Raw genomic sequence first — 20,653 nt, forward strand, 5'->3', positions numbered from 1 at the left:
CAGACAGGGAGAACGCCGGACGTCAGCCGGCATACAGACATGGCCCTGCCTGATCCTTATTCACCTGGACCGTTCTGCCTTCCGCGACACCTGAGCGTTGCACGTTGGGTCTGCCTTGTGCTGACCGCTCCTGTCGCAGTTGCCGGAGCGGCTGGAACCCTGCTGTTGTGGAAGCTGGCGCACGGCCCCGTAGACGTCACCCCCATTTCCCGCCTGATCGAGCCAATTCCCGTGGTGGCAGGCAAGAAACCCGGTCATCCCGCAGGACGCCTGGCATGGTCCAGACTTCGTGTTCAGTGGCAGCCAAGTTCTGGTGGAATTTCTGCAGGACTGATGCTGGAGGCGCGCGGTCTCACGGTGACGCGCCTGGATGGCACGATTGCTGAAACAGCCGGAGAAGCCGATACCGTCCTGGCGCTTGCGCCTTTGCTTCACGGTATTATTGCCCCGCGTCGGCTGCGGCTTCAGGATGTTTCCCTCGTGCTGCGTCGACAAGCCAATGGGGACATTGACCTTGATCTCCCGTCTCAAAAACATGGCGGACGTGGTGTTCCGACCCAGATGGACCGTCTGGCTGCAGTCGATCTGCGGAATGTGTCGATAACGCTTTTAGGTTTGCCGGATGGTCAGTCCCTGCTGCTGGGGCCGATTGAAGCTCACGGCCAACGCCTGAAAGTTGCGGCTGCGTCCAAGGATTATCTCTGGAACGGCTGGTGGACCAGTTCCGTGCGTGTGGGATCGTTCCAGACGGTTCTGACGGCAAAAGGTGGTCAGAGATCTCCCCGGATGGGCGAATGGCACCTGACGTCCACGTCTTTCCGTCCAGAGGGATTGAGTGTTTTCAGCAAGGGGCTGGCGAACTGGGACGTTCCGCTCACTCTTGCTGCTGACATGCAGGTAGTACCCCATGGGATGGGCGAACTTCCTTCCAGTCTGGCGCTGCACCTGATGCTTGGCAGTGGGCATGTCCGGCAGGGCAATGATGAGCCGATTGATCTGCGTGGTGGTGAGGCCCAGATCAATCTTCACATGACATCGCCGGGGACAAAGGGACCCGCCTCTTTTGCCGTGCCAACCCTGACGTTGGTGCTTGCCGATACTCATGGAGCACTGACGCATCTTCAGGCGACGGCAGCCCTGACGGTGGATGACCTCAAACATCCAAAGGTGCTGGACGGTGACGCTACGGCTGCCTTGGATGGTTTTGATTTTGCCACTCTTGGAAATGTCTGGCCTACCGGTCTGATTAAAGGTGGCCGGAAATGGATCGTCGCCAATATTACGACTGGCCGCGGGCATGATCTGCAGGTTCGCACGCATATTCATTCGAATAACGGCTTCAAGCATGTCCTGCCCACCAGTATGGACGGGCAACTGCTGGGCGATGATCTGACAGTTCATTGGCTCCGTCCGATTGCTCCAGCGACGGGGCTGGACGCTACGCTGGGATTTGACGGATTCGATACCCTGGTTGTGCGTTTCCAGCATGGAACACAAGCGACCGAGAGCGGGCCGATCAAAGTTGCGGATGGGGAAGTCCGGCTAGGAAATCTCTACGAAAAAGGCCCGACGACGGGGGATATCAGAGCCCATCTGAAAGGTTCCCTGCCAGCGTTCAGAGATATTCTGTCCCACCCGAGGTTGCACCTGCTTTCCAAGCACCCCCTACCATTTACGGACCCTTCAGGATCTGTCGATGCGTCTGCCCGGCTTACGTTGCCGCTGACGGCGCATGTTCAGGATGAGGACATGCACGTCCAGGCCAAGGCCTCCTTTGCCAGTGTGCATCTGGGGAACGTGTTGATGGGGCATGCCGTTGATGAGGCATCCGGCACGCTTTCCGCAACCGAAAGTGGACTGGCTCTTACTGGAGATGGACGTCTGAGGGGGATTCCCGTTCATGTCGTTGTGAATGAGAATTTCCGGAAAGGCGCTCCGGAACGGGTTTTACAGGACATTCAGGCAAAAGCGTTCCTCGATCCGCTGTCTGCCGTAAAAGCGCATCTGGTTCCGGCAGGGCTTTTCACCGGACATGCCACGTTGTCCGCGCATTACATCGAACATGCCAGCTCTCTCGCTGACCTTGCCCTGTCGCTTGATATGGAGCAGGCGGGAATTACGGTGCCGGTCTGGACCAAACCGGTAGGTGAAGCGGCTGTTGCAACAGGGCATATTGCGTTGCAGGGCCACGATATGGTGGCCTTGGACGGTTTGCAGGCCCATGGCAAAACGCTGGCCATTGCTGGTCGGGGCGTGACGCAGAACGGCAAGCTGAACGGTATTGTCATTGAAGGTTTCCGGCTGGGCCGGAGCGCCGGAAGTGCCCGGATCATGCTGCCAGACCAGCCGTCTGACCCGGTGCATATTGCTCTGGATGCGGACCCGCTGGATCTGGCACCGTTGTTTGATCCCGCGACCCGCAAGGCCGTGCACGACGCAAGAGAAGCTGCAACACGGGAAGCTGGAAGCCCCAGCACGCCTGACAATGTGGATCAGGGCTGGTCTATCGATGTTCGGGCGCCTCGTGTCTATTTCGGGCCCAAAGGCATGGTCGGTGGTGTTGTGTCCCATCTGGAACTCCGTCACGGCGCGCTTGTTTCAGGCCGGTTTGCCCTGGATGCGCCTTCTCGTGTGCGGGCTGTGCTGGCGGATACCGGGCAGCAGCAGCCATTCGTGCTGGATGTGGACAATCTTGGTATTCTGCTGAAAGAACTGGGTCTGTATGACCGGATTGGTGGCGGGGTTGCGCATCTGGATGGAAACTTCCTGCGCGGCAAAGCTGGCTCATCGGGACTTGGTCTCGGCCTCCCCCCATTCCGCGGGCATCTGGATATTGGTCCCTTCGAGTTCCTCCAGCCTCCGTTCACACTGACGGCTATTTCGGATCTGTCCCCGCTTCACTGGAGTCAGAGCCATATGGACCGGTTTCAGGTGAAGCGCGTCTCAACGAAACTCAGTCTTGAAGGGCGGAAACTGACCCTGCATGACGGGACAATCGGCAATCAGGCTCTTGGCGCAACGGTCGAAGGGCCGGTTGATCTCGATACGTCTGTTGTGGATCTGCACGGCACCATTGTGCCACTGTTCGGCCTGAATGCGCTTCCGGGCAAGCTGCCGGGGGTGGGGCATATTCTGGCGCCTGAGAAGGGTGGCGGACTGCTTGCGGCGACCTTTGACGTCAAGGGTACCGTTGGCCAGCCTCAGATGACGGTCAATCCGCTATCCATGCTGCTTCCGGGCGTTCTGCGGAAGATTATGGAATAAGCCTCTTCCTTCGGGGCGCAGTGGTTCCGAAATAGGGACGGGAGTTCTATGATCGTTCCCGTATCAGGAGGCAGCCATGACGGACATGACGGATCTGTTCGGGACGACGCCCGGCCCCAGCGGCAGGGAAGTGTCCCCACGACGTGAGGCGCAACCCTCGCGCCCTGTCCAGCCGTCTCGTCCAATCGAAGCTCCCAGAATGCCAGCCCGCGCGCCATCGCGGACACAGCCACTGGCAGACCGTTTGCGTCCAAAAACACTCGAAGAGGTCCGGGGGCAGGATCATCTTCTTGGTCCCGAAGGCACTCTGACGCGGATGCTCGCACGAGGCACGCTCTCCAGCCTGATCCTCTGGGGAGGGCCGGGATGCGGCAAGACGACGATTGCGCGCCTGCTGGCCGGGAAAGCCAATCTTTTCTACTCCCAGATTTCTGCTGTCTTCTCTGGGGTGGCAGAGTTACGGAAGGCCTTTGATGAGGCGGATAAAAGACAGGAAGCAACGGGTCGCGGAACTCTACTGTTCGTAGACGAAATCCATCGTTTCAACCGCGCTCAGCAGGATGGATTCCTGCCCTATGTCGAGCGCGGCACGGTCGTGCTTGTCGGTGCAACAACGGAGAACCCATCTTTCGCCTTGAATGCAGCTCTTTTGTCCCGATGTCAGGTTCTGGTGCTGAACCGCTTGGACGACGCCAGCCTGGAAGCCCTTCTGCGCCGGGCGGAAGAAGAAGTCGGTCATCGCCTGCCATTGGATCGTGAAGCGCGTGCCAGCCTGCGGGCCATGGCGGACGGGGACGGGCGCTATCTTCTGAATATGGTGGAACAGCTCGTCGTGCTGGACCCGAACCGGGCGCTCACGCCGAAGGATCTGGCAGCGCTTCTGTCCCGCCGGGCGGTGCTGTACGACCGGGACCGCGAAGAGCACTACAATCTCATTTCCGCACTACATAAATCCCTTCGTGGCAGTGACCCGGATGCGGGGCTGTACTGGTTCGCCCGTATGCTCGAAGGGGGCGAAGATCCACGCTATATCTCCCGGCGTCTGACGCGCTTTGCGGCGGAAGATGTTGGGCAGGCGGACCCGAATGCCCTGCCAATGGCCGTCGCGGCATGGCAGACTTACGAACGGCTTGGCTCTCCGGAAGGAGAATTGGCTCTGGCGCAGGTCGTCGTTCATCTGGCGACGGCCCCGAAGTCCAATGCCGTTTACATGGCCTATAAGGCGGCGAGAAAGCTGGCTCGGGAAACCGGGAGCCTGATGCCGCCGTCCCATATTCTCAACGCCCCGACGGCCCTGATGAAAGACATCGGGTACGGCAAGGGCTATGAATACGATCATGACTCCGAAGACGCCTTTTCGGGTCAAAACTATTTCCCGGAGGGCATGGAGCGGGTCTCGCTCTATCAGCCGACAGACCGGGGTTACGAGGGCCGTATCAGAAAACTTCTGGACATACGGGCCGCCAAAAGGGCATCCCGCGAGCCATGAAAGTTTCCAACCGTATTGTCACCGAAGACGAAGCCGATCTGCGCCTCGACCGCTGGTTCCGTCGTCACTACCCCAATCTCACGCAGGGCGCGCTTCAGAAGCTGTGCCGGACAGGGCAAGTCCGCGTCGACGGGGGACGTGTGCAGACCAACTCCCGTCTCGCACCGGGGCAGAGCGTCCGCATTCCGCCATTGCCGGATATAAGCCAGCCCGCACCGCTTCCCCCGCCAGATCCAATGCTGGTGCGCGAAATCGAAAAGATGGTGATCTATCAGGACGATCATCTTCTGGTTCTGGACAAGCCATCCGGTCTCGCCACGCAGGGTGGCCCCGGCATCACCAAACATGTGGACATGATGCTCGACGGTCTGCGCAAGGAAGACGGAGACCGTCCGCGCCTTGTGCATCGTATCGACCGTGACACGTCCGGTATCCTACTGATTGCCCGCACGCCGGGCGTGGCCGCCAAACTGGCAGCCGCCTTCCGCGGGCGTGATGTCGGCAAAACGTACTGGGCGATTGTCGTAGGCCGTCCGGCGCAGGCTTCCGGCATTATTGACCAGCCGCTCGCCAAGATCGGTGCAGGGGGAGCGGCTCTCGTGGTCGCTGCATCCCGTGGGGAAGAAGATGCCGTGTCGGCCAAGAGCGAGTACGAGACGATTGATGCGGCCGGAAAGAAGTTTTCCTGGCTGGCCCTGTCTCCGCTGACGGGGCGTACGCATCAGCTTCGTGTCCACTGCGAATCCCTCGGCACGCCCATCGTGGGTGATCCACGCTATGGCGGGAAGGCCGCCCATCCGGAAGGGTTCATCGACCGGCTGCATCTCCATGCCCGCCAGCTCGATATTCCGCATCCGGCCGGAGGGCGCCTGATCGTCACGGCCCCGTTGCCGCCGCATATGCGTGAGACGTTCCGTTCGCTTGGGTTTGTGCCCGGGGAGACACCGGCACCCAAGCGAATCAAGGGAAATAAAGGGCCTGCAAAATAATGAGGAAACTCACTGGCGCGCTCATCGGGGTCATCGTTGCCTTTGTGGGCGCCAGCATTGCCGCACATGAACTGATCGACCAGGATGTGCTGCGCCAGCGTGTGGCTGACGCCCTGAAGAAAGAGACGGGCCTGTCCATGGCCGTTGAGGGATCATCCATCCAGATCCTGCCATGGCCGTCCTTTGAAGCCCGGAACCTTGTTCTGCAGCGTCCGGGGCAGAAGCCTGTTTTCCAGGCCAGAACCGTTCATGCGGGGCTTTCGGTTCTGGCGCTTCTGCATCGGGAGGTCCGTTTTCAGGACTTTGTCGTTGATGGCGCCACACTTTCGCTGGAGCGTGATCGGGACGGCAGGGCCAACTGGTCTCTCAACCGAACTGTCCAGACTGGCAGTAGCGATGAAAATGCTCCGCTTCCTGTCCGCAGGCATATTGGGGAGCGCGTTCAGGTTCACTGGAACCTGTCGCTGGATGCCCTGCATCTGACGAACAGCAGCGTCCAATGGCGGGACGACCTGAAAGGCATGAGCGGATCTTTCCTGATCGGAACGATGGATCTCGCCGGGCTTCGTAGTCCCAGTCCATGGATTAATCTGCAAGGAAGCCATGGCCCAACACCCTTCACGCTTCAGGGTCATGTAGGTGATCTGTCGCTGCTGCGCTCCGCGTCAAAGCCATGGACGTTCAGTCTAGGGTCGACGCTCGGCACGGATGCAAAGCGGGACTGGCTGAACGTGGATGGCCAGATTCATGATGTTCCCCATCTGCGCGGTCTGGCATTGACCGCTCAGGGCGAGTGGCCAAACCTGCAGGACGCGCATCGTCTGTTCCCACATGCCAATCTGCCGGATGTGCGTGGTCTGGGAGGCGAATTTTCTGTTCAGGGCGATGCCGGAGAACTGACGGATGCGGACTGGGCGGATAAGGGGCAGGCTCTGCTCCAGAGCCTTGTTCCAGGGCGGATGCACCTTCATGCCGCTGGGCTAACTGTCCGAGGCGCAACAATCAGCAACCTGCGCCTTGATGCTGACGCACCGACAGCGCCGCTTTCAGTCGCAGCAGATGTGGTCTGGCGCGACATGGGCTGGCGTCTGGCGGGGAAGGCCGGAACGCTGGAACAGGCGGTTCATGCCTGGCGCGATCATGGGCAGACCACAGTTCCCGTTGAGGCTGAACTGCGCTCGCTTCCGCTGTCTCTGACTGCGGCTGTCAGTGGGACTGAAAAGGCGCCGCCGGTTAACGCGCAGGATGAAGCCCGGGTTACGATCTCCGGAACGCTTGGTGCGGAGGCAAGCCATTTTGGCGTGCAAGGTGGTGCCCGGACCCTGCATCTACCCAAGACAGTGCTGCATGATGTGTCTCTTCAGGGGACGCTGGACAGCAAGGGCCTGAGCGAAGCAACGCTGGACGGATTTGCGTTCAAGAGCCACGAAGTGGATGTGGATGGCGCGCTGCATCTTCTGACAGGGGACGATACAACGCCCCTGCTGAACGGCCATCTCCATGCTACGCAGCTTGATCTGGATGCCATCCGTGGTCTCTGGATTGCCCAGACCCAGGCAGAGCAGGACCGAAAATCTGTTCCTGTGTCTCCGCAATCTCCTGCCGTCCCGTTACCGACAGAGGCAGCAAAGACTGTCGCCACCCATCCTGTACAGACACAGGACCAATCTGCCGTGCCTGCTGCGCCGGAGGCGTCCGCTGGCCCGCAGGTCATGGTACCAGCATGGGTCAAGCGTTTGCGGGCGCAGGATCTTGATCTCCACCTGACGCTGGACCGGGTCGTCTTCTACAGCCACGATTACACCAATCTTGCGACCCACCTGACAGTGTCCGACGGCCATCTGCGTCTTGACCCGATTTCGGGGCAGGGACAGGGGCTGACCTTGTCCGGTCAGGTCGATCTTGATGCCTCGAAGCGGCCAGTCACGGCACATTTCACGTTCCAACCTCTGGTGCTGCCGGTCGGATTGCTGGAGGACAGCCTGAAGCTGCCTCTGCTGCTTCAGGGACCGGTTCAGATCGCAGGGGATGTCAGGGGGCAGGGTGAAACGCTGGAGACACTCCGTCAGTCCCTGACCGGCCATCTGGGAGTTTCCATGGTGGACGGAAAGGTGGACAGCCAGATTCTGGGACGGATTGCCGGGTCAGGGGCAGGTTCTCTGCTGGGCAGCGGTGCGCGCCCGCTCCGCTGTCTGGGGCTGCACATGACGTTTGCGGAAGATGTCGCCACGTTGGACACGATTGGTTTGCAATCGGGGCGCTTTTCGACACAGGGACATGGCGAGGTTCATCTCGGCTCACAGGAGATGACGCTGCATCTGGTTCCAAGCCTTGATTTCGAAGGCGCTGGAGCCTCAACGCCGGTGATCGTCACGGGAACCATTTCTGAGCCTCAGGCCCAGCAGGATCGGGATGGAAACGGGCGGTTCCAGCTGTCGATCGGGGATGGCCCGGTCGCAGATCCCTGCACATCCGCGCTGGCTGCTGCCCGCGAAGGGCAGGCGGGACCACCTGTTTCCGAGCAACCTCATCATCATAACAAGGCAGGCGACATCCTGCGTGCATTGGGAGTCCTCCATTGAGCAGTCGCAAGCGTTTCTGGAAAAGCGTGACACTCGGGGAGCAGGACGGTCTGTTCGGGCCGGAACTGGACGGTCTTCCAATCCGGTTGCCGCAAGGCACCGTACTGGCTGTTCTTTCACGGTCATTGGGGCAGGCGCTGGTCGCCGAATGGAGTCGTATCCCGGACAATGAGGCATTCACGCCAGAGCAGCTGCCTCTGACCCGCATCGCAGGCACCATGATCGAACGGATTCGCCCCGATCTGGTCGAGGCCCAGGAAACGCTGCTCCGCCATGGACTCGATGATGGTCTCTGCTATCGCAAAGAGAAGCCCGACTCGACCGTAGAGCGTGTTTTGGAATGGCTCGCCAAGGAAGGTATCCGACCAATTGTTACAGCCGGTCTGATGCCGATCACGCAGTCAGGCGATTACATTACGGGGCTGGAGCGCCTTCTAGCCCAACAGAATGAGGCCGAACTGGCGGTGCTGGGTGTCCTGACGCAGAGCTTTGGAAGCCTTCTTCTTGCTCTGGCCCTTGTTTCCGGGATGATCAGCAAAGAGGAGGCCATCTCCGTTGCCAACGCCGATGAGCGCCGCCAGCTTGAAGTCTGGGGCCGGGACGATGAGCTGTTCCGCGTCATGATGACACGGGAGCAGGACACGGCTGAGGCCCTGACGTTTCTTGGTTTTGCGCGAGAGGGCTGAATTTTCCGTGTGAGGCATGATGTTGCCATATTCGGGGCGCATCTGGCGCTGTGACAGAACGAGATGATTAGTGACTGGCTTCTGAGGGAAGTTATGACGCAATTTCCGATCTGTCCTGTAACGTCAGAGTCGAGGAAGATATGTCGGTATCCGTCAGTCGCCCCATGCGCCACATGGGTACACGCCTTGTAGCGAAGTGTTCTATGGGAGCATGGCTACTTCTGGCAGCAACGCCGATTATTGTTGTTGTCTGCGCTATTCACGGCTGAGGCGCCCGTAGCCTCGCAGTTTATTTGTCTGACATGTCCTCCTGAGTGTGAGGGCATAAAAAAAGCCCACTTCCACGGGGAAGCGGGCTCTCTTCAAAACAGAAATAACTGAAGACGCTCAGGCGTCTCCGTTGTCCGGTACCATGATGCTGACAGTAGCCGTGGCCGCAATTCCTTCTTCACGGCCCGTGAAGCCCAGACGCTCGGATGTTGTGGCTTTCACGGAAATGCGGCTGACATTGACCTGAAGCAGTTCTGCCAGACGCTCCTGCATGGCCTGGGCATGCGGGCCGATCTTGGGGCGCTCGCAGATTAGCGTAATGTCCGCGTTCACGAGGAAGCCACCACGGGCACGAATGCGCTCACCGGCATGGACGAGGAAACGGGCCGAATCCATGTCCTTCCACTCGTTGTCTGTCGGCGGGAAGTGGCGGCCAATGTCACCCTCAGCCAGTGCACCATAAATGGCATCACAAAGCGTGTGGATGCCGACATCGGCGTCCGAATGGCCAGCGAGGCCCTTTGTGTGCGGAATTTCAATCCCGCAGAGGATCAGCTTGCGGCCTTCCTCGAATGCGTGAACGTCGTAGCCAAGCCCGACGCGGGGCAGCAGGTTGCCGTCGATTACACCTTCAAGACGCATCAGATCCTCCGCAACTGTCAGTTTGATATTGTTGTCCGATCCCTGAACGATCGCGACCGGATGGCCACCCTGTTCAAGCAGGGCTGCATCGTCGGTGCGGGCATCGCGATGAGTGCGATGCAGGTCGAGCAGGGTCGGGAAATGGAAGCCCTGCGGCGTCTGTGCGCGCCACAGGTTTTCACGCGGGACTGTGTCGATGATGATGCCGTCCCGGACTTTCTTGATGGTATCGCTGACCGCAACGGCGGGAATGACGCCTGCATGGGTCTTTAGCGCCTCAATGACGTTCTGAACCACTTCTGCCGGGACGCAGGGACGGGCGCCATCATGAACCAGCACAAGGTCCGGTGGTTCCGGCAGGTTAGCGAGTGTTTCCAGCCCGTTTCGCACGCTGTCGTGACGTTCTGCGCCGCCCGCAACCGGCGGAAGAACATTCAGCCCGGCAAGGCTCTCAGCCAGCAGGGGATCGTCTCCAACCGGCAGAAGCACATCCACATGTGGCAGGAGAGCTTCTGCAGCGCGGCGGATGACGGGTTTGCCCCGTAGCATCCGGAACTGCTTGCAGGAACCTTCACCCTCGGGTGAAGCGGCGGCAAATCGCCGACCACGACCGGCGGCGAGAAGAAGGGCGGCGATACGCATGGGCGCAGGAATGGGCCGTGGGGGGCTGAACGTCAAGCCCGCGCGTCAGGCCGCATCAGTGCAGAAGTCCTTCGCCATGAGGGCTGTCGAGGCTGAATGTGGGAATCTGCACGTCGAAACGCTGTCCGGAGACGGGTTCAAGCATATGATACGTGCCCCGCATGAAGCCACCCGGCGTCGTGAGCATGGCGCCTGACGTGTAGTCGAACTGGTCTTTCGCCGGAATGATAGGCTGTTCTCCCACCACTCCATCGCCATGAACGTGTTCGATACGCCCAAGCCCGTCCACGATTTCCCAACTGCGGGAAATGAGCTGGAAGGTCTCCTTCCGGCCATTTTCGATGCAAATATGGTAGGCCCACGCAAAGCGGTGGTCTTCCGGATGGGATTGGTCGTCCAGCCAGAACGTCCGGACCGTGACGGTCACGTCGTCTGTTATCTGGCTGAAACGGGGCGCATTATCCATGGCTTCGGCCAGCGCCGTTTCCGGGTCCGACAGGAGGTGAGGATGGGATGACTTGTCAGGCATGAGGCCATTCTAATGTCATCCCGCATTTTTGTCAGGAAACTTATTTTGCAGCGTGAGCCGCGGCAGCACCGGCCGTGACGTCTGCAATCAGGTCGGCTGCGTCTTCAAGTCCGACGGACAGACGGATCACGCCATCCGTAATGCCCAGACGTGCCCGTTCTTCTTCACTGACGCGCATATGGGTCGTTGTGGCCGGATGGGTCGCGAGGCTGCGGGCATCACCAAGATTGTTGGAAATTGCAATCAGACCGAAAGCGTTGAGGCAGGCAAAGGCTCCGGCCTTGCCGTTCTCGACTTCAAAGGCCACCAGAGAGCCACCGTTATTCATCTGCTTCTGGGCAAGGTCATGCTGGGGATGGTCGGCACGGCCCGGATAACGGACGTTTACGACGCCCGGAAGTGCCGCCAGCGCATCGGCAACGGCAGCCGCATTGCGTGCCATGGCTTCGGTTCGAAGCTTGAGGGTTTCAAGGCCCTTGAGAAGCACCCAGGCATTGAACGGAGACAGGGCGTTACCCGTGTTCCGGGTGAACGGCTGGAGCGTCTCCTTGATCCATTTGTCGTTGCCCAGAACAGCACCGCCCAGAACGCGTCCCTGACCATCGATATGCTTGGTACAGGAATACAGAACGACGTCTGCACCCAGCTTGAGCGGGGACTGACCGATCGGGGAGGCGAAGACGTTGTCCACCATCAGCAGGGCACCCGCCTTGTGGGCGAGGTCCGCAATACGCTGGATATCAAGAACATCCAGCATCGGGTTTGACGGGCTTTCGATCAGAACGGCTGCGGTTGGGCGCGAAAGAGCCTTTTCCCAGGCGTCGTAATCGTCGCCGTCGACCAGTTCGGTCTCGATGCCGTAGCGCGGCAGAAGTACCGTGACGATCCAGTAGCAGGAGCCAAAGATCGCACGAGAGGCAACGACGCGCTCACCGGTTTTGACATGCGCCAGCAGAGCTGACGAGACGGCACCCATGCCTGTAGACGTGGCGATACAGGCGTCTGCACCTTCCAGAAGCGCAAGGCGTTCCTGAAGTGTGTCCACCGTCGGATTGCCGAAACGCGAATACTGGAAATGCTCGACATCGCCCGTGAAAGTGGCGGCAGCCTGCTCGGCGCTGTCATAAACGAAGCCGGATGTCAGAAAGAGCGCTTCGGACGTTTCACCGAACTCGGTACGGTTCGGGGCGTCGTGCAGGAGACGCGTGGCTGTGCGCCAGTTTTCTGAAGACATAAGATCAGTCCCTCCAAAGGTTTTCACCGCTTAGGTGAAAAGCATGTGGCGGGCCGTGGAAGTCCTGGGGAAACCGTAGGTGGAAAACCGCAGGGCCTCTTTAGCGCAATTATTTATCCTCGCCGCAAGCCGGCCGCTCAAATCACGAGGGCCAAACGGTCTTTAGGGCCGCCTGACGGGCAAGACTATGAAACGAGGAGTGGTTTTGCGTCAACACCCCTCGGCATGGATTGCAGAGGGGCGGAGGGGAGGATATAAGCGACGACATTGCGGGTGTAGTTCAATGGTAGAACGGCAGCTTCCCAAGCTGCATACGAGGGTTCGATTCCCTTCACCCGCTCCAGATTTCCCTGAAAAATTGTCAGTTCGATCCGTTCATCTTGGGCATGGGTGGTGCACTCAGCGTGTCCTGATATTCGTTGCCGTCCCAGATCCACTTGTCATTTTTGCCGACCAGCAGGTCATGCATGCCTTTATGGCGCGTCGGGAGAACGGAAATATCACCGTTCACTGAATCCAGAACGGTGTTCCAGCTATCGTTATGACGCAGATAGACAGACGTCGTGCAGCCTGCAGACCCGCAGAGACGGGCTGACTGAAGCTGAACGAACAGGGCTTCGTCATTCTTGCCAGACGACAGGGGCGCAGAGCCGACCAGCACAACCGGGTGGTCGTGATGCTTGGCGGCATCTTCCAAATCATCGGAATTCAGCTTGCGGGCATCGATATCAAGCTGTGTGCCAGGGTGGGCGGACAGAATGACGGGGGCTGGGCCTGCTAGCGCAGCAGAAGAGTGCTGCGTATGGTGCTTTGCCCGATGATGCGTTGTCGCGGCGCTTACCGTGGCGGCAATCGCGAGGGAGGAGACTGCCAGCAGCGCCAGATGGCGAGGCCGGGTGCGGGAAAGAATCTGCTGGATCGTCATAATATGATTCTTAACACGGAATTAAGCCGGACGATCCATGACAGATTCCCAGCTTTGAAAGATTCGAACGTTATTCGTGTCGAAGCGTGATGACCAGAACGTCCCGATAGGCTGGCTCGTTGGGGTTCTGCGGTGTGACAGCCGTGACGCCGTGATAGACACGATGATCATCCACAATGGCGGCGTCGAGCGGTTCGGTCAGGGTGAAAGACCCCAGAAGGTCTTTCTGGTTGTCATGAATGGTCGTCACGCCCTGTTCGACATTGTGCCGTCCGATCATCAGAACCAGAACCCAGTCAACGCCGTCACGGTGCATCCCTTCCGGAGTTGGGCGCCCTTCGCTGTCAGGATTGGCTTCGATGCGGAACTGGTGAACCTCCGTGTGCCAGGTCTCCGGCTTTTCCTGGCAAGGCGTCAGGGCATCGGCGAATCGGCTAATAGTCCGGATCGCGGCAAGCATTGCGGGGTGAGAAGCGATATTGTCTTCAATCGCACCAAACCAGCGCTCGATCCCGCCATTCAGCAGGTTGTGATCCCGGCTCTGATAGTGCGGCTGATGGGGCTTGCGGGTAATGAGACCATTACTGACGGAAAACGTCGCATAACGTCGGCGCCGGTAACGTCCCCCATCGGCCATGTAGAGATCAAGGCCAAGATCGTTCCAGCTTGAGGCAAACGTATCCCAGTCCGTCAAACCCTCATGTTCAAGCAGCGGACGCATTGTGTCCGCTTGCAGGAACTTGAAGCCTTTTTCCTCAAGGATGGTTTCGACCCGCTGCACGGTCTGGTCGAGGGCTGAAGGCAGAGGTGTGTCGGTCATGTCTGCTCACTTGGTGATGCCATGCCCGACAATTACGCCTGCCGGGCTGGTTCAGGCTCCGAGGTCTGGTTTGACGGGCGAGAGATGTTCCCGAACCGTCGTGGACGCTGTTTTCGCCAGACCTACGATACCAGCCTGATGCTGGCGGTACAGTCCTTCATGGATCAGCCGGGCAAAAAGACCGGAGAGCAAGCCACCGCCAAAGCTGCGGTTGGCATCCAGCATACCCCAGCCATTGTAATCACCAAGTGCCACGACAGCGCCGCGATCATTGTAAACGAACGGAGCGGGTGTCTGCCCGGCGATAACCTGTGGCAGTACACGACCGATATACTGACCCTGCTGACGGGCTGCCTGTGCTGTAGGAGCGACAGGAGCCGCATCGATGCGGGCACAGTCCCCAATAGCAAAAATCTTGGGGTCTTCGGTGGTCTGGAGGGTCTGGGTCACGCCAAGCTGTCCTGCACGACCACGCTCAAGTCCATCGAACAGTGTTGTTGCATCAGAAGCGCGAACACCGGCTGCCCAGATGCGGAGCGTTGCAGGGATCTGCTCGCCCGATTTCAGGTTGAAGCCGTTTTCATCGGCTCCAACGACCATCGCTCCCGTGCGAACGGAAATGCCCAGCTTTTCCAGTTGTGCCGCAGCGGCTTCGGAGACGGCTTCAGGAAATGCGGGAAGAATACGCGGGCCGGTTTCGATCAGAACCGCATCCATTCCGTTCTTGCGAACAGAGACACCCAAACCAGGAGCTTCATCAATGGCCTTGCAGAGCTCAGCAGCAAGCTGCACGCCTGTAGCGCCACCACCGACAATACCGAGGCTCAGTTTCTGACCGGCTGCGCGGGCCGTCTGAAGCGCCTTGCGGAACTCGGAATACAGCGTGTCCGCGTCATTGAGGCTGTCGATGAAACGGCAATGCTCGACAATTCCGGGAATACCAAAATCGTTGGCGCGCGATCCAAGGGCTACGACAAGATAATCGTATGGGAGAGTCGAGCCGTTCTCGAGCGTGACCGTTTGGGCTGTGCGATCAACGGCTGTGGGAACGCTCTGAATGAAGTTGAAACCGAATTTTGCGGCAGTTTCCGTAAAGGGAATGCAGTTGCCGTCGTGCTGCATCGTGCCGGCTGCAAATTCATGCAGGGATGGCTTCCAGTAATGGACCGGGCTGCGATCAACGAGTGTCAGGGAAATGTTGCTGCGGCGACCAAGGGCCGTCGCGGCCTCCAGACCTCCGACTCCGCCACCGAGAACAACGACACGAGTTGCAGCAGACATGGACAGTTTCCTCTTACCGGGCGCCCGCCAATTGGGCCGATCACTGTGCTAACGGGAGCGGAAGGGCTGCACAAGCCCTGCTCCCGCTCTCGTGTTGAGCGTTTTAGCTGCGATAGGACCCGTTGATGTCGATGTAGCCATGCGTGAGGTCACAGGTCCACACGCGGGCCTGTCCGTCACCCAGTCCGAGATCGACGGTGATTTCGATGTCCTGACCCTTCATGTGAGCCACAACAGGGGCTTCGTCGTAGTTTTCGACAACGCCACCTTCACGTGCGATCCAGGTGCCCCCCATGGCGACAGAGAGGCGGTCCCGATCTGCGGGTTCGCCGCTTTTGCCTACAGCCATCACCACGCGGCCCCAGTTTGCGTCTTCGCCAGCGATAGCCGTTTTGACCAGAGGCGAGTTGGCAATCGAGAGGGCGATGCGGTGGGCGGACACATCGGAATCAGCCCCTGTGACATCCACGCGGATCTGCTTCGTTGCGCCTTCGCCGTCACGGACGACGAGAATGGCAAGCTCCAGAAGCAGGTCGTTCAGGGCTTCGGTAAATTCGGCGAGAGCGGGATCGTGTGGGCCGGTCACAGGTTCGTTGTCTGCAAGACCCGTAGCGAACAACACCAGCATGTCGGATGTGGACGTATCCGAATCGACCGTGATGGCGTTGAAGCTCTTGGCGCAACCGGCTGACAGCAGGGACTGGAGAATGTTCTGCGGAATTTTGGCGTCGGTCGCGACGTAAGCCAGCATCGTGGCCATGTCTGGGGCGACCATGCCGGAGCCCTTGGCGATGCCCTGAAGGCGAACGGGTGTTCCGTTGATGGTCACGTCACGGCGGGCAGCCTTCGGGAAGGTGTCCGTCGTCATAATGGCGCGGGCAGCCTGTTCCCAGTTGTTCTCGTCCAGTCCAGCCTGAGCGGCGGGAAGGGCGTCAATAATGCGCTGCTGGGGAAGTTTCTCGCCAATAACGCCTGTTGAGGCGAGGAACACGTCCTGCGGCGGGCAGTCGAACATGGCGCTGACAGCATCAGCACAGTCTTCGCAGGCTTGAATGCCTGCACGTCCGGTGAAGACGTTGGCGTTTCCGGCGTTGACCAGAAGAGCGCGGGCATAAGGGGTTGTCTGAGCCTGACGGCACCACAGGATGGGTGCGCCAGGGCAGGCGTTACGCGTGTAAACGCCTGCAACAACCGTGCCGGGGGCAAATTCCGCCAGCATCAGGTCCGTTCGGCCCTGATAGCGGACGCCCGCGGCAACGGCGGAAAGCCGTACGCCGGCAACCGTTGAAAGGTCCGGAAGGGGACGGGACAGCGGAGACACAGCGATCGGCTTTCCCATGGTCTTACTTCTTGGCTGGAGCTGCAGCCGGGGCATCAGCGACCGGCTTGCCCTGTGCGTCGAAGTGAACAACCTTCACCTGAGATTCAGCCTGCTGAACGATCTGGCGAACCTTGTCACGGATCAGTTCCTGACGAACCTGATCGTGGATCTGGTCGAAGCTCGGGATCGGAGCGGTCCGCGTGCCCAGAACCTGGATCACATGGTAGCCGTACTGCGTGTGCACCGGCGTCTGGGAGATCGTGTTCGGCTTCATGGCGAACGCGGCCTCAGAGAAAGCCGGCAGCATGTCACCCTTCTTGAACCAGCCAAGATCGCCACCGTTTGCACCAGCGGAACCCTTGTCCTTGGACAGCTGGCCAGCAAGCTTCGCGAAGTCAGCACCCTTGTTGAGCTGGGCAATGATGTCCTTGGCCTGTGCTTCCGTCTCCACGAGGATGTGGCGAGCATGAACTTCCTGCTCAGGCTTCTGGTTGGCGTAGTGCGTCTGGTAGTAGTCGTGCAGAGCCGCATCGGTCACGAGCGGAGCGACCTTCTCTTCCAGATAGGCATTCTGCAGGGCGCTGTTGGCAGCGTTCTGCATGGCAGCCTTGACTTCCGGCTTGTTGGTCAGACCTTCCTTGCCAGCAGCGATCTGGATCGCCTTCTGATCGACGAGCTGGTTGACCAGCAGCGGGATCAGCATGGACGGCTGAAGCTGACGGGCCTGCGGCGGCAGGTTGCCAGCAGCCTGCTGAACATCACCGAGGGTAATCTTTTCGCCATTAACGGTTGCGATCACCATGTCCGGCTTTGGGGCAGGTGCAGCGGCCGGTGCTGGAGCAGCAGCCGGGGCAGCAGGAGCCGCGAAAGCAAGAGGAGCTGAAACCGACGTGCCAGCCAGAAGTGCTGCACAGGCGAGAGTGGAGCGGGAAAGCCGCATGAAAATACCTCGGACCATAAAGAAGGAGGAAAACGAATGGGCAGCACCATGACAAAGCGCGCTCAACCCTGCAAGAGCACGGCCCCTTACCATTCCGTCACACTCCGGAAATGGGCATTTTAGTGGACCTCCCGGGTGCCTCTCCATTGACCCGTGGGCACGCGGGTCCTATCTCCACGTGACGTGAAAATCGTGATTGCCCGGTTTGGGAGGTCTTTCCGCTGATGGAAAGAGCTTCTGATCGGGTGCTCGGCATCTCAAGGTTCAGCATGTTCGCACGCCTCGCACGCGCCCTCTTCGGTTCCGCCAATGATCGTTCGCTCAAGGCGTATCAGCGCCGTGTGCCCGAGATCAACGCTCTGGAGCCCACAGTTCAGGCGCTCAGTGACGAGCAGCTTCAGCACAAGACGGTAGAGTTCAAAGAACGCGTCGCCAAAGGCGAAACGCTGGATGCGATGCTGCCGGAAGCCTTTGCCGTCTGCCGTGAAGCGTCGAAGCGTGTGCTGGGTAAGCGCCATTTCGATGTGCAATTGATCGGCGCAATGGTTCTGCATGATGGTCGGATTGCTGAAATGCGGACTGGTGAGGGTAAAACCCTTGTCGCGACGCTGGCCGTTTACCTGAACGCGCTGTCCGGCAAGGGCGTGCATGTCGTGACGGTGAACGACTATCTGGCCCGTCGTGATGCTGAGGAAATGTCTGTTCTTTACAGCTTCCTTGGTCTGACGACAGGCGTGATTATCCCCAATCTGGCGGATGAAGAGCGTCGTGAAGCCTATGCCGCAGATATTACCTATGGAACGAACAACGAGTTTGGTTTCGACTATTTGCGCGACAATATGAAATATTCGCTCGCCGATATGGTGCAGCGTCCGTTCAACCACGCCATCGTGGATGAGGTGGACAGCATCCTGATCGACGAAGCCCGGACACCGCTGATCATTTCCGGTCCCGCCGACGATAGTTCAGAGCTTTACCGGACGGTTGATGCGGTCGTGGCGAAGCTGGTGCTGGAACCCGAAACCTTCGACAAGGATGAGAAGCAGCGCAGCGTGACGCTGACCGAAGCTGGCTCGCACCGGATTGAAGAGCTTCTGAATGAAGCCGGGGTTCTGCAGGAAGGCGGTCTGTACGACATCCATAACGTGGCTGTGGTGCATCACGTTCAGCAATCTTTGCGGGCCTATACGCTGTTCACGCGGGACGTTGATTACATCGTCCGTGATGGCAAGGTGATCATCATTGATGAATTCACCGGCCGTATGATGGATGGCCGCCGTTATTCGGATGGTCTGCATCAGGCGCTGGAAGCGAAAGAGCACGTCGAGATCCAACAGGAAAACCAGACGCTCGCCTCTATAACGTTCCAGAATTACTTCCGCCTGTATCCGAAGCTGTCCGGCATGACTGGTACGGCCATGACCGAGGCCGACGAGTTCGCGGAAATCTACAATCTGACGGTTGTGGAAATTCCGACGAACCGTCAGGTGAAGCGGATTGATACGGATGATGAAGTTTATTTGACAGCGGGCGAGAAATTTAACGCCGTTGCCGATCTGATTCAGGAAATTACGGCCAAGGGTCAGCCGATTCTTGTGGGCACGACGTCCATTGAGAAGAGTGAGTATCTCTCCAGTATTTTGGCGGGACGAAACATCAAGCATAACGTGCTCAATGCCCGGCATCATGAAAAAGAAGCCAGCATCATTGCGCAGGCTGGTGCGCCGGGAGCCATCACGATCGCCACGAACATGGCTGGCCGTGGCACGGACATCAAACTTGGTGGCAACATCGAGATGCTCATCCATGCCTATACGGATGGTATCGAGGATGAAGCCGAGCGCGAGCGTATTGCCGAAGAAATCCGCAAGACGGTTGAAGTCAACCATGGCGCGGTTCATGAATCCGGTGGTCTGTATGTCATCGGGACGGAGCGTCATGAGAGCCGTCGTGTTGATAACCAGCTGCGTGGCCGTTCGGGACGTCAGGGTGATCCGGGAAATTCCCGTTTCTTCCTGTCACTTGAAGACGATCTGATCCGCATTTTCTCTGGCGACCGTATGGGCGCTATGATGCAGAAGATGGGCCTGAAGGAAGGGGAGGCGATTGTTCACCCCTGGCTGAACAAGGCCGTCGAAAAGGCTCAGAAGCGCGTTGAAGCCCGCAACTTCGACATGCGCAAGAACACGCTGAAATACGACGACGTCATGAATGACCAGCGCAAGGAAGTCTATTCCCAGCGCAAGGAGTACATGTCGTCTGAAGATCTGTCTGGCGTGATCGCAGAACTGCGTTTGCACACCATCGAGGATCTGGTTCATGCCCATATCCCCGAGAAGTCTTTTGCCGAAGCGTGGGATACAGCGGGCCTTTCCAAGAGCCTGACTGATATTCTGAACCTCGATCTTCCGATTGCCGAATGGGCAAAGGAAGATGGCATGGATGCAGAAGGCGTGATCGAGCGTGTGGAAGCCGAAGCCCAGAAGGCTCAGGCCGCCCGGACGGCGAACATGGGTCCTGAACTCATGCGCATGATTGAGAAGCAGGTTGTGCTCACGACGTTCGATGCTGTGTGGAAAGAGCATCTGCATGGGCTGGACCAGCTGCGTCAGGGCATTGGCCTGCGTGCTTATGGTCAGCGTGATCCGCTGAACGAGTACAAGCAGGAAGCTTTCCAGATGTTCACGGCCATGCTGGATGACATGCGGATGCGCGTGACGCAGACCATGTGCCGCATTCAGGCCGTGAGCGAGCCGCCGCCTTATCCGGTTGTGGATACATCCGCCCAGCATGAGACGTTCGAGGCTCCGCCGTCTGCTCCGGCATCTCTTGAGCAGGCTTCGCAGCCGGTTATGAGCTTTGCCGCCCCGCAGTCGCAGTTTGCTGCGCAGGGTTCGGTGGAAGAGCCAGATGCAGCTACGCTTCACCGGTGGTATGAAGAAACCCCGCGCAATGCGCTTTGCCCGTGCGGATCGGGCCATAAGTTCAAACACTGTCATGGCAGGCTCGCCTGAGCCTCTGACACCCGTAGAGGAAGGA

The 20,653-nt window shown here is 59.1% G+C and carries 15 protein-coding genes, 1 tRNA gene and 1 riboswitch; of the genes, 8 read left to right on the forward strand and 8 right to left on the reverse strand.

From position 1 onward, the window contains the following. Window positions 1–39 precede the first annotated feature (39 nt). The 6 genes from J4P41_RS00940 (at window position 40) to J4P41_RS00965 (ending at window position 9,279) form a co-directional block, all read left to right on the forward strand. Window positions 40–3,264, forward strand: a complete 3,225-nt coding sequence (locus tag J4P41_RS00940) for an AsmA-like C-terminal region-containing protein (protein ID WP_426065790.1) — start codon at window positions 40–42, stop codon at window positions 3,262–3,264. Window positions 3,265–3,340: 76 nt separating this feature from the next. Next, window positions 3,341–4,753 (forward strand): replication-associated recombination protein A, encoded by a 1,413-nt coding sequence (locus J4P41_RS00945; protein ID WP_426065791.1) that lies wholly within the window; start codon window positions 3,341–3,343, stop codon window positions 4,751–4,753. Then, window positions 4,750–5,742, forward strand: a complete 993-nt coding sequence (locus J4P41_RS00950; RefSeq protein ID WP_023944883.1) for an RluA family pseudouridine synthase — start codon at window positions 4,750–4,752, stop codon at window positions 5,740–5,742. The genes J4P41_RS00945 and J4P41_RS00950 overlap by 4 nt, the downstream gene beginning before the upstream one ends. After that, window positions 5,742–8,324, forward strand: a complete 2,583-nt coding sequence (locus J4P41_RS00955) for an AsmA family protein (protein WP_426065792.1) — start codon at window positions 5,742–5,744, stop codon at window positions 8,322–8,324. The genes J4P41_RS00950 and J4P41_RS00955 overlap by 1 nt, the downstream gene beginning before the upstream one ends. Next, entirely contained in the window at window positions 8,321–9,010 is a 690-nt protein-coding gene (locus J4P41_RS00960) for an ATP12 family protein (protein WP_426065793.1), read from the forward strand. The genes J4P41_RS00955 and J4P41_RS00960 overlap by 4 nt, the downstream gene beginning before the upstream one ends. Window positions 9,011–9,150: 140 nt before the next feature. Continuing rightward, window positions 9,151–9,279 carry a hypothetical protein gene (locus J4P41_RS00965; RefSeq protein ID WP_015072348.1) on the forward strand — a complete coding sequence of 43 codons (129 nt, stop codon included), beginning with the start codon at window positions 9,151–9,153 and terminating at the stop codon, window positions 9,277–9,279. Window positions 9,280–9,397: 118 nt separating this feature from the next. Here the strand turns inward: J4P41_RS00965 and J4P41_RS00970 are convergent, their stop codons facing one another. From J4P41_RS00970 to metZ, 3 genes are read right to left on the reverse strand one after another with little or no spacing between them, the layout of a single operon-like run. After that, window positions 9,398–10,564 carry a bifunctional 2-C-methyl-D-erythritol 4-phosphate cytidylyltransferase/2-C-methyl-D-erythritol 2,4-cyclodiphosphate synthase gene (locus J4P41_RS00970; protein ID WP_426065904.1) on the reverse strand — a complete coding sequence of 389 codons (1,167 nt, stop codon included), beginning with the start codon at window positions 10,562–10,564 and terminating at the stop codon, window positions 9,398–9,400. A gap of 55 nt (window positions 10,565–10,619) precedes the next feature. Further along, window positions 10,620–11,093, reverse strand: a complete 474-nt coding sequence (apaG, locus tag J4P41_RS00975; protein ID WP_010501050.1) for a Co2+/Mg2+ efflux protein ApaG — start codon at window positions 11,091–11,093, stop codon at window positions 10,620–10,622. Window positions 11,094–11,133: 40 nt separating this feature from the next. Next, window positions 11,134–12,327 (reverse strand): O-succinylhomoserine sulfhydrylase, encoded by a 1,194-nt coding sequence (gene metZ / locus J4P41_RS00980; RefSeq protein WP_426065794.1) that lies wholly within the window; start codon window positions 12,325–12,327, stop codon window positions 11,134–11,136. A 79-nt stretch (window positions 12,328–12,406) separates the two neighbouring features. Next, window positions 12,407–12,486: riboswitch (SAM riboswitch) on the reverse strand. A gap of 110 nt (window positions 12,487–12,596) precedes the next feature. On the opposite strand from metZ, the gene J4P41_RS00985 reads away from it, so the two are divergent. Continuing rightward, window positions 12,597–12,670, forward strand: a tRNA-Gly gene (locus J4P41_RS00985). An 18-nt stretch (window positions 12,671–12,688) separates the two neighbouring features. Here the strand turns inward: J4P41_RS00985 and J4P41_RS00990 are convergent. From J4P41_RS00990 to J4P41_RS01010, 5 genes are all read right to left on the reverse strand, one after another. Beyond that, entirely contained in the window at window positions 12,689–13,252 is a 564-nt protein-coding gene (locus J4P41_RS00990; protein WP_426065795.1) for a hypothetical protein, read from the reverse strand. A 70-nt stretch (window positions 13,253–13,322) separates the two neighbouring features. Beyond that, window positions 13,323–14,072 carry a 2OG-Fe dioxygenase family protein gene (locus J4P41_RS00995; protein WP_426065796.1) on the reverse strand — a complete coding sequence of 250 codons (750 nt, stop codon included), beginning with the start codon at window positions 14,070–14,072 and terminating at the stop codon, window positions 13,323–13,325. Window positions 14,073–14,123: 51 nt separating this feature from the next. Beyond that, window positions 14,124–15,353: an NAD(P)/FAD-dependent oxidoreductase gene (locus J4P41_RS01000; RefSeq protein ID WP_426065797.1), complete on the reverse strand. Its 1,230-nt coding sequence runs from the start codon at window positions 15,351–15,353 to the stop codon at window positions 14,124–14,126. Between the two features lie 103 nt (window positions 15,354–15,456). Next, window positions 15,457–16,692 carry a bifunctional glutamate N-acetyltransferase/amino-acid acetyltransferase ArgJ gene (gene argJ / locus J4P41_RS01005; protein ID WP_062024437.1) on the reverse strand — a complete coding sequence of 412 codons (1,236 nt, stop codon included), beginning with the start codon at window positions 16,690–16,692 and terminating at the stop codon, window positions 15,457–15,459. 4 nt (window positions 16,693–16,696) lie between these two features. Beyond that, window positions 16,697–17,614 (reverse strand): peptidylprolyl isomerase, encoded by a 918-nt coding sequence (locus J4P41_RS01010; RefSeq protein ID WP_234930809.1) that lies wholly within the window; start codon window positions 17,612–17,614, stop codon window positions 16,697–16,699. 269 nt (window positions 17,615–17,883) lie between these two features. Here J4P41_RS01010 and secA point away from each other — a divergent pair, with 269 nt between their 5' ends. Continuing rightward, complete coding sequence (gene secA / locus J4P41_RS01015; RefSeq protein ID WP_426065905.1) at window positions 17,884–20,628, forward strand: preprotein translocase subunit SecA; 2,745 nt, start codon at window positions 17,884–17,886, stop codon at window positions 20,626–20,628. Window positions 20,629–20,653 lie beyond the last annotated feature (25 nt).

Source organism: Gluconobacter sp. NFX36 (assembly GCF_049887835.1).
Classification (GTDB): domain Bacteria; phylum Pseudomonadota; class Alphaproteobacteria; order Acetobacterales; family Acetobacteraceae; genus Gluconobacter; species Gluconobacter japonicus_A.